Below are 9,048 nucleotides of genomic sequence, written 5' to 3' on the forward strand. Positions count from 1 at the left end.
GCCCGGCTGATGCCCAGCGCACGCGCGGCTTCCATCACGTTGCCGCGTGCGTCATCGACCGCCTGGCGGATCAGCGCCGTCTCCATGTCCTTGAGTGGCACGCTGTGCGCGGCCATGCCGGTCGCCTGACGGGCACCCGTGCGGTCATCGGCCTGCCGGGCCAGCACCTGCAATTGCAGGCCCGACCACAGTGGCACCTCGAAGGCACCCCGGTGGTGGCGAGCGGCATCGAACAAGGTGTCGATACCGATGGCAAAGCACTGCGAAGCATGGCCGGACGTGCCCGGGGCCAGGCCCAGCATGTCGCGGGCGGTGCGGTTCGCTCCCGCCATCACGCCATCGGCGTCCAGGCAGACCAGACCATCGTCGTGGCCACCGGGCACGCGGCCGGGCCAACTGATACGCAGCAACAGCCGGTGCGGTCGGGCCAGGATCAGCGCGTTTTCGATGGCACACGCCGACTGGATGACCAGGTGCTTGAGGGCCGGTTGTTCCTGCACGTTGACGCCGGTCAGGTCCAGCATGCCGATGCAGGCACCGTCGGGCCCCCAGATGGGGGCGCCGGCGCAACTGAATACGCTGGTGTCGTGGAAGAAATGCTCTCCCCGGTGCAGCCATACCGGCTGCAGGTCGGCCAGCGTGGTGCCGATGGCCGTGGTGCCAACGGCGGCCTCCGACAGGTTCACCCCGATGCGGGCGATGGCGGCCACATGCGGGTCGTGGCGGTCGAGGGGGCCCTGCACGTCAATGACAATGCCTTGTGCATCGGTGAGGATGGCGAAATAGCGTGTGTGCAGCATGGCCCGTGCCATCGACCGGATGACGGGCGTGGCGGCCTGGCGCAGTGGCCGGCTGCCCTGGCTGGCGCGGTTCATGGCGGCGGCCGAGACGGTATCAAAGACCACCCGGTCCTGAGGCCGGTGGCCCATGGCCAGGCAGCGTCGCCACGATCGCTCGATCGCGGGCGGAACGCTGGCGTCGGCGGCTGCACGGTGGCCGAACAGGATATGCCGGCGCGCCTGCTCGATCTGTTGCAGCCGGGCGGCAGGGGCAACCGGGTAGCGCGCAGCGGTGTTCATCACGGCGGTCGGATCCTGTGGGCAAGTCGGGTGTGAACGGGGCACGCCCATTGAAGCAGAGATTCGCCGGCTTTGCATCTGCGCGCTCCGGTGTGCCCTCAGGACAGGTGCCGGGTGGCGGGTGAGCCGCATACCGGCGGCTGGTCGCCCGCAGGGGCGGCCGGTTGAAGTGTGTTTTTGGCCGTGCCGACCTGCATGTCGCGCGGCAGCGGCACCCCGTTCTTGACCGCCAGGACCTCGGACATGATGCTGACCGCGATTTCCGGCGGGGTCTTGCTGCCGATGTAGATACCGACCGGACCGCGCAGCGAGGCCAGGCTTTCCTCGGTCTGCCCGAAGTGTTCGATCAGGCGCGCGCGCCGCGCTGCGTTGTTGCGGCGTGAGCCGATGGCACCGACGTAGAACGCCTCGCTGCCGATGGCCTCCAGCAGTGCCAGGTCATCGAGCTTGGGGTCGTGGGTGAGAGCAATCACGCAGGTGCGGCGGTCCACCAGGAATTCGCGCACCACATCATCGGGCATGCCGGGCAGCAGGCTGACGCCGGGCACCGACCAGCTCCCCCGGTATTCCTCGCGCGGATCGCAAACGGTGACGGCAAAGCCGCAGAACAGGGCCATGGTGGCCAGGTACTCGGCCAGTTGGCCGGCACCGATGAGCAGCATGCGGTATTCGGGACCAAAGCTGTTGCGCAGCCAGACGCCGTCATCGCTCAGCGGCATCGGGCGCTCGATGGGCTGCTGTGACACGCGGCCGGTGGCGATCTCGGTGTCGCGCCGCATCAGTTGCCCGGTGCCGAGGGCGCTGATCAGGGCCGCCAGAGCATCGGCGTCGGGGTTGAACTCGAGCAGCAACTCCAGCGTACCGCCGCAGGGCAGGCCGAAACGGTGTGCCTCGTCGGCGGTCACCCCGTATGTCACCCGCTCGGGGGGGCCTTCGGGAATCGCATGGGTGATGCCGTCGGCGGCGGGCGCCTCGGCGGGTGTGGCGGCGCGGCTGTAACGCCAGACCAGGTCGTCCTCAATGCAGCCGCCGGAGACGGACCCCACGACCGCCCCGGTTTCGCACAGCGCCATGATGGAGCCGACCGGGCGCGGCGAGGAGCCCCAGGTGCGGATGACCGTGGCCAGCAGGGCGCGGCGGCCGTCGCGGCGCCATTGCAGCAGATGCCGCAGGACCGTGAGATCGAGGTTTTCCATGGCCAGGCCCGTCCCGGTCAGCGCATCAGGGCCCAGCCCAGGGCCACGATGGCGGCAGCGATAAGAATCCATACCCATGCCGGTATGCCGCCGCTGCGGACCGCGGTATCGGGCGGCACCGCGTCGCCCGCATCCGCCGGCGGATGGCGGCGCAGCAGCTCGGCATCGAAGCGCTTGAAAAAATCGTCGGCAAGGGACTTGGCCGCGCCGTCGATCAGGCGCTGGCCCAGTTGCGCGATCTTGCCGCCCACCGTGGAGTGCACGCTGTAGCGCAACTCGCAGCCATGGTCGGTCGGCGTCAGCTCAACCTTGGAGTGGCCCTTGCCGAAGCCGGCCACACCCCCCTGGGCATCGAAGTTGAGCTGGTAGGACTGGGGTGGCACGATGTCGGTGAGTTGCACCTTGCCGGTGAAGCGTGCCGCCACCGGGCCGATCTTGAGCGCGGTGGTGACGTTGTAGCCGCCGTTGCCGGCGGGCTCGAACTTCTCGCAGCCGGGGATGCAGGCCTTGAGGATGTCGGGGTCGTTCAGGGCATCCCAGGCCTGTTGCTGGGTGGCTGCCAGGCTGCGTTGTCCTTGCATGTCCATGGTGTGTCTCCTGTCTGGGGCGGCGTCCTCATTGTCGGAGCAGGTGCGAGAGGGCGCCAGCCAGCTCTTCGAGCCGGCTGAGGTTGTGGATGGCCAGCATGGCGTCCGTGTGGCGGTGCAGCACCTGCGCGCCGCGCGCCAGCGGCGCATAGCCTTCGAAGCGCAGCAGCGGATTGAGCCAGAGCAGTCGCCGGCTGTGGCGCCGCAGCCACTGCAGTTCCGGCTCCAGGGCGTCGGGTTCGCCCGTGTCCAGCCCGTCGGTGATCAGCAGCACCACGGTGCGGCGGCCCACCAGATGCCGGGCATGGCCCTGTCGCAACTGGGCCAGCGAATCACCCAGCCGGGTGCCGCCGGCAAAGTCGGCGATGGTGGCGTTGGTGGCTGCCAGCATCTGGTCGGTGTCGGCCAGCCGGAAGGCGGCGCGCAGATCGCTCAGGCCGGTGCCGAAGGCATAGGCGGCACGTGGCCGGCCCCGGGTGGCGGCATGCAGGAAGGCCAGCAGCAGGCGGGCATAGCGTTCCATCGAACCCGAGATGTCGACCAGAACCAGCAGCGGCAGCGGCTGCTCGACCCGGGCACGGCGTGGCAGCCACAGCAGTTCGCCCTCGTGCCGTCGGGCCTGGCGCAGGGCGGCCGGCCAGTGGGGTTGCGCGCCGCGCCAGCCGGCGCGGGTGCGGCGGCCGGCGATGGGTGGCAGCACCAGGGGCACTTCGCGGACCAGGCGCTCGATCAGCCGGTATTCGCTGGCGCTCAGACTGGCGAAGTCGGCCTGGCGCAGGCGCTGGCGCTCGCTCGCGCTCATGGCCGCGTCCAGGCGCAACTCCTGCTCATCGGTGGCCGTATCGGCGGTCGGGGGGCGCGGTGCCTGCAGCGCCTCCTGCACGCGCGGCTTGCGCTTGGGCGGGTGGGCCGGCGCGGCCTTGGGCAGCATCTGGGCCAGCAGTTGCTGCGCGAGTTCGGGGTTGCGGAAGAACGCATCGAACAACTGGTCGAACACCTCGATGTCCTGTGGCCGGCTGATGAGCACCGCCCGCAACCCGGCACGCAGGTCATCGCGCCGCTCCAGGCCGACGATGAGCGCCGACTGCTGCGCCAGCGCAATGCGGCTGCTGTCCACCGGAACACCGGCACGGCGCAGCGCGCGGCCGAAGCCCGTCAGGTTGTCCGGCAGTTTGCCGCTGCGTGCATCGCCCAGTTGCATGGCCGTCCCTTCACGCCGGCTCGGGCAGCAGCAACTGGTCGATCAGCGGCAGCAGGGCGGCCACGTCCTCGCGCTGCTTGAACAGGATGCCTGCCGTGTTCTGCACCACCTCGGGGTCGAGTTGCAGGGTGTCCAGCGCCACCAGCGCCTTGGCCCACTCCACGCTCTCGGCGATGCCGGGCGCGCGCTGGAAGGCATTGGCAAAGGGCTGCGATCGCAGCCGCGCCACAAAGGCGCTGACCTGCGCCGACAGCGCTTCGCCGGCATCGGGCACCCGGCTGCGCACGATCGCCAGCTCGCGCTCGCGTTCCGGGTAGTCCATCCACTGGTACAGGCAGCGGCGCTTGACGGCGTCGTTGAGGTCGCGCGTGCGGTTGCTGGTCAGCAGCGTGACCGGCGCGGCGAGCGCGCCGATGGTGCCCAGCTCCGGGATGCTCACCTGGTACTCGCCAAGGTACTCGAGCAGGAAGGCCTCGAAGGGCTCGTCGGCGCGGTCCACCTCGTCGATCAGCAACACGGCACCCGGCGACGGCGTCTGCAGCGCCTGCAGCAGCGGGCGACGGATCAGGTAGCGTTCCTGGTATACCTCGCGCTCGATCTGCTCCGGGCTGGCAAAGTCCTGGGCGGCGCGCATGTGCAGCAGTTGCGCCGTGTGGTTCCACTCGTACAGGGCCTCGCGCTGCTCCATGCCGTCGTAGCACTGCAGGCGGATCAGCGGGCGGCCCAGCACCCTGGCCAGCGCCTTGGCCAGTTCGGTCTTGCCCACGCCGGGCTCGCCCTCGAGCAGCAGCGGGCGCTGCAAACTCAGGGCGAGGAAGACCGAGGTGACCAGCTGGCGCGGTGCGTGATACCCCACGGCCGCCAGCGCATCGGCCAATGCGTCGATCGATCCGGTGGCCGCATGGCTGGCAGGGTCGTGGGTACCGTCGGTCATGCGGGCGTCATCCCCTGGCCTGCGCCACGGCACGCCTGGTTTGCACCTTGATCAGCTGGGCACGGTACTCGGCGCTGGCGTGCAGGTCGCTGTTGAGTTCCGACGCGTCGATGGCGACGCCATCCACCGCCTCGGGGCTGAAGCTGCCCGCCAGCGCGGCTTCCAGGCCGGGATGGCGGAACACGCCATTGCCCGCACCCGTGATGGCCACGCGCACGCCAGCGGCGGTCTGGGCCACGAACACGCCCACCAGCGCGAAGCGCGAGGCCGGCTGGCGGAACTTGGCGTAGGCGGCCTTGGCGGGGATGGGAAAGCTGATCGCGGTGATGATCTCGCCGGGCTCCAGCGCCGTGGCGTACATGCCCTGGAAGAAGTCGTCGGCCGCAATCTGTCGCTGGCTGGTGTGCACCGTGGCGCCCAGGCCGAGGACGGCCGCCGGGTAGTCGGCCGCCGGGTCGTTGTTGGCGACCGAGCCGCCCAGGGTGCCCATGGCGCGTACCTGTCGGTCGCCGATACCGCCGGCCAGCGCCGCCAGGGCCGGGATGGCCTGCTGCACCTCGGCGCTGCCGGCTACGGCCTCGTGGCGCGTCATGGCACCGATGACGATGGCAGAGCCCTCGCGGCGGATGCCGGCGAGGTCGGCCACGCCGGCCAGGTCCACCAGCATCTCGGGCTGGGCCAGGCGTTGCTTGAGGGAGGCGATCAGCGTCTGGCCGCCAGCCAGGGGCTGGCCGCCGGTCGCGATTTTTTGCAGCGCGTCGGCCAGGGTGGCGGGTTTGTCGTAGGCGAATGCGTACATGGTGTCCTCCTTCGCGCTCAGGCCTTGGCCGACTGGATGGCCTGCCACACGCGGTGCGGGCTGGCGGGCATGTCCAGGTCCTTGACGCCCAGCGGTGCCAGGGCGTCGAGCACGGCGTTGATGACGGCCGGTGGCGAGCCGATGGCGCCCGCCTCGCCGCAGCCCTTGGTGCCCAGCGGGTTGGTGGTGCAGGGGGTGCACACATGGCCGAGCTGGAACGACGGGAAATCGTCGGCGCGCGGCATCGTGTAGTCCATGAACGAGCCGGTCACGAGCTGGCCGGTTTCGCGGTCGTAGACGCAGTTTTCCAGCAGCGCCTGGCCAATCCCCTGCACCAGGCCGCCATGCACCTGGCCTTCGACGATCATCGGGTTGATGATGGTGCCGAAGTCGTCCACCGCCGTGAACCGGTCCACGCGCACCACGCCGGTCTCGGGGTCCACCTCCACCTCGCAGATGTAGGTGCCGGCCGGATAGGTGAAGTTGGTGGGGTCGTAGAACGCGGTTTCGTTCAGGCCCGGCTCCAGCTTGTCGAGCGGGTAGTTGTGCGGCACATAGGCCGTGAGCGCGACCTGGCCGAACGTCACCTTCTTGTCGGTGCCGCGCACGGTGAACTCGCCATTGGCGAAATCGACGTCGGCGTCGCTGGCTTCCATCAGGTGCGCGGCGATCTTCTTGGCCTTGGCCTCGATCTTGTCCAGCGCCCGCATGATGGCCGCTCCTCCCACCGAGATGGAGCGCGAGCCGTAGGTGCCCATGCCGAAGGGAACGCGGCCGGTGTCGCCGTGCACGATGTCCACCTGATCGGGCGTCAGGCCCAGGCGCGCGGCCACCACCTGTGCGAAGGTCGTCTCGTGCCCCTGACCGTGGCTGTGCGAACCGGTGAACACCGTCACACTGCCCGTGGGGTGCACGCGCACCTCGCCGCACTCGAACAGACCCGCACGTGCGCCCAGGGCACCGGCGATGTTGGAGGGCGCCAGGCCGCAGGCCTCGATGTAGCTGCTGTAGCCGATGCCGCGCAGCAGGCCCTTGGTTTTCGATGCCGCCTTGCGCGCTTCGAAGCCGGCCACGTCGGCCAGCTGATTGGCCTGGTCCAGGCACGCGTGGTAATCGCCCGTGTCGTACTGCAGCGCCACCGGCGTCTGGTAGGGGAAGCTGGTGATGAAGTTGCGGCGCCGCAGTTCGTCCTGCGGCAGACCCAGCTCCCACGCGGCGCGGCTGACGATGCGCTCCAGCAGATAGGTCGCCTCGGGTCGGCCGGCGCCGCGGTAGGCATCGACCGGGGTGGTATTGGTGAACCAGGCGTCGACCTCCACATACACCTGTGGCGTGCTGTACTGGCCCGCCAGCAGCGTGGCGTACAGGATGGTCGGCACCGCCGTCGAAAACGTGGACAGGTAGGCCCCGAGATTGGCGTCGGTGTGGACCTTCAACGCCAGGAACTTGCCATCCTTGTCCAGCGCCAGTTCGGCGTGGCTGACATGGTCGCGCCCGTGCGCGTCGCTCAGGAAGGCCTCGGCACGCTCACAGGTCCATTTGATGGGCCGGTTGAGCTTTTTCGAGGCCCAGGTCAGGCACACGTCCTCGGCGTAGAGGTAGATCTTGGAGCCGAAGCCGCCACCCACGTCGGGGGCAATCACGCGCACCTTGTGTTCGGGCAGGCCCATCACGAAGGCGGTGAGCAGCAGGCGCTCGACGTGCGGGTTCTGGTTGGCCACGGTCAGGGTGTACTCGTCGGTGGCGCGGTTGTACTGACCGATGACCGCGCGCGGCTCCATGGCGTTGGGCACCAGGCGGTTGTTGGTCAGGTCCAGACGGGTGACGTGCGCCGCGCCTGCAAAGGCCGCATCCACCTGCGCCTTGTCACCGATGGCCCACTTGTAGCAGTGGTTGTCGGGGGCCTCGTCATGTACGGCGCTGGCACCGGCCTGCCGGGCGTCGCGAACGTCCACCACGGCGGGCAGTGGCTCATAGTCGACGTTGACCAGTTCGGCCGCGTTGCGCGCCTGCTCCAGGGTCTCGGCCACCACCATGGCCACGTGGTCACCCACGTAGCGGGCCTTGCCCTGGGCCAGGATGGGGTGGGCCGGTTCCTTCATCGGCGTCCCGTCGGTGCTGGTGATGAGCCAGCCGCAGGGCAGGCCGCCGATCTTGTCCGCGGCGACGTCCTGGCCGTCGAACACGCCGATCACGCCCGGCGCGGCTAGCGCGGCCGACTTGTCGACGCTGTTGATCCTGGCGTGCGCGTGCGGCGAGCGCACGAATACGGCGTGGGTCGTGCCCTCCGGCACGATGTCGTCGGTGTACTGACCGGCACCGGTGAGGAAGCGGTAGTCTTCCTTGCGCCGGACAGGCTCGCCGATGTGCGGCAGCTTGGCAAAGTCGGATGCGCCCATGTCCGCTCTCCTCAGGCTTTCATGGCCGCGGCGCCTTGCACCACGGCCTTGACGATGTTCTGGTAACCCGTGCAGCGGCACAGGTTGCCCTCCAGCATCTCGCGCACCTCGGCTTCGCTGGCATCGGGCCGGCGCTGGCACAGGTCCACCGCGCTCATCACCATGCCGGGGGTGCAGAAGCCGCACTGCAGGCCATGGCACTCCTTGAAGGCGGCCTGCATCGGGTGCAGGGTGCCGTCGGCGGCCGACAGACCCTCGATGGTGGTGATCTCTGCCCCGGACGCCTGGGCCAGCAGCATGTTGCACGACTTGACGGCCCTGCCGTTCAGCAGCACGGTGCATGCACCGCACTGGGCGGTGTCGCAGCCGACGTGGGTGCCGGTCAGCCTGAGGTGTTCACGAAGCGCCTGGACGAGCAGCGTGTGGGGTGCTGCGTCCACGGTCACGGCCTTGCCGTTGACCTTGAGTGGAACCTGCATGGTGGTCTCCTGTGTTGTGTCGCGAGGCCATCACAGTGAACCATGTGCGCCGGGGGAAGTGCTTCGGGGAAACCCTGAAACGGGCCGTGCCCGTGACAGGGATTCTCAATTTGAGACAGCTGCGGCGCATGCTGCGCCGCAGTAAATGCAGCTGGCGTTCAGGTGCCGGCCGCCAGGCCCCGCCGGGGTCGCCACCAGCCCAGCACGGTGTAGGCCAGGATCGTGGTTGCCACGGCCCCCACGCCATACACCAGCAGGATCAGGAACCAGTCGGCGGGACCGCCGGCATCGGTGAAGCCCGATGACGACACCCGGGCCATGACCACCAGCGCCACCACGCCGCCGAGCAGCCCCAACAGCTCGGACTGCACCAG

The 9,048-nt window shown here is 69.2% G+C and carries 9 protein-coding genes; all 9 read right to left on the reverse strand.

All coding sequences use genetic code 11. The annotated features are described in order from the left end of the window. A partial coding sequence (locus PHQ87_RS11720; RefSeq protein ID WP_300234373.1) for a helix-turn-helix domain-containing protein occupies nt 1–1,079 on the reverse strand: 1,079 nt, incomplete at its 3' end. A 98-nt stretch (nt 1,080–1,177) separates the two neighbouring features. Further along, nucleotides 1,178–2,275 carry an XdhC family protein gene (locus PHQ87_RS11725; RefSeq protein ID WP_300234376.1) on the reverse strand — a complete coding sequence of 366 codons (1,098 nt, stop codon included), beginning with the start codon at nt 2,273–2,275 and terminating at the stop codon, nt 1,178–1,180. 17 nt (nt 2,276–2,292) lie between these two features. Further along, the gene (locus tag PHQ87_RS11730) at nt 2,293–2,862 is read right to left on the reverse strand and encodes a carbon monoxide dehydrogenase subunit G (RefSeq protein ID WP_300234379.1); all 570 of its coding nucleotides are present in this window, start codon (nt 2,860–2,862) and stop codon (nt 2,293–2,295) included. Nucleotides 2,863–2,890: 28 nt separating this feature from the next. After that, nucleotides 2,891–4,063 carry a VWA domain-containing protein gene (locus PHQ87_RS11735; RefSeq protein WP_300234382.1) on the reverse strand — a complete coding sequence of 391 codons (1,173 nt, stop codon included), beginning with the start codon at nt 4,061–4,063 and terminating at the stop codon, nt 2,891–2,893. 10 nt (nt 4,064–4,073) lie between these two features. Then, nucleotides 4,074–4,997: a MoxR family ATPase gene (locus PHQ87_RS11740; RefSeq protein ID WP_300234384.1), complete on the reverse strand. Its 924-nt coding sequence runs from the start codon at nt 4,995–4,997 to the stop codon at nt 4,074–4,076. Between the two features lie 7 nt (nt 4,998–5,004). Further along, nucleotides 5,005–5,796 carry a xanthine dehydrogenase family protein subunit M gene (locus tag PHQ87_RS11745; RefSeq protein WP_300234388.1) on the reverse strand — a complete coding sequence of 264 codons (792 nt, stop codon included), beginning with the start codon at nt 5,794–5,796 and terminating at the stop codon, nt 5,005–5,007. A gap of 17 nt (nt 5,797–5,813) precedes the next feature. Continuing rightward, nucleotides 5,814–8,195 carry a xanthine dehydrogenase family protein molybdopterin-binding subunit gene (locus PHQ87_RS11750; protein WP_300234391.1) on the reverse strand — a complete coding sequence of 794 codons (2,382 nt, stop codon included), beginning with the start codon at nt 8,193–8,195 and terminating at the stop codon, nt 5,814–5,816. A gap of 11 nt (nt 8,196–8,206) precedes the next feature. Then, nucleotides 8,207–8,674 carry a (2Fe-2S)-binding protein gene (locus PHQ87_RS11755; RefSeq protein WP_300234394.1) on the reverse strand — a complete coding sequence of 156 codons (468 nt, stop codon included), beginning with the start codon at nt 8,672–8,674 and terminating at the stop codon, nt 8,207–8,209. Nucleotides 8,675–8,832: 158 nt separating this feature from the next. Beyond that, the coding region (locus PHQ87_RS11760; RefSeq protein WP_300234397.1) for a DUF5368 family protein at nt 8,833–9,048 on the reverse strand (216 nt) is incomplete at its 5' end.

Origin of the sequence: Hydrogenophaga sp. (assembly GCF_028698005.1) — a bacterium.
Classification (GTDB): Bacteria; Pseudomonadota; Gammaproteobacteria; order Burkholderiales; family Burkholderiaceae_C; genus Hydrogenophaga.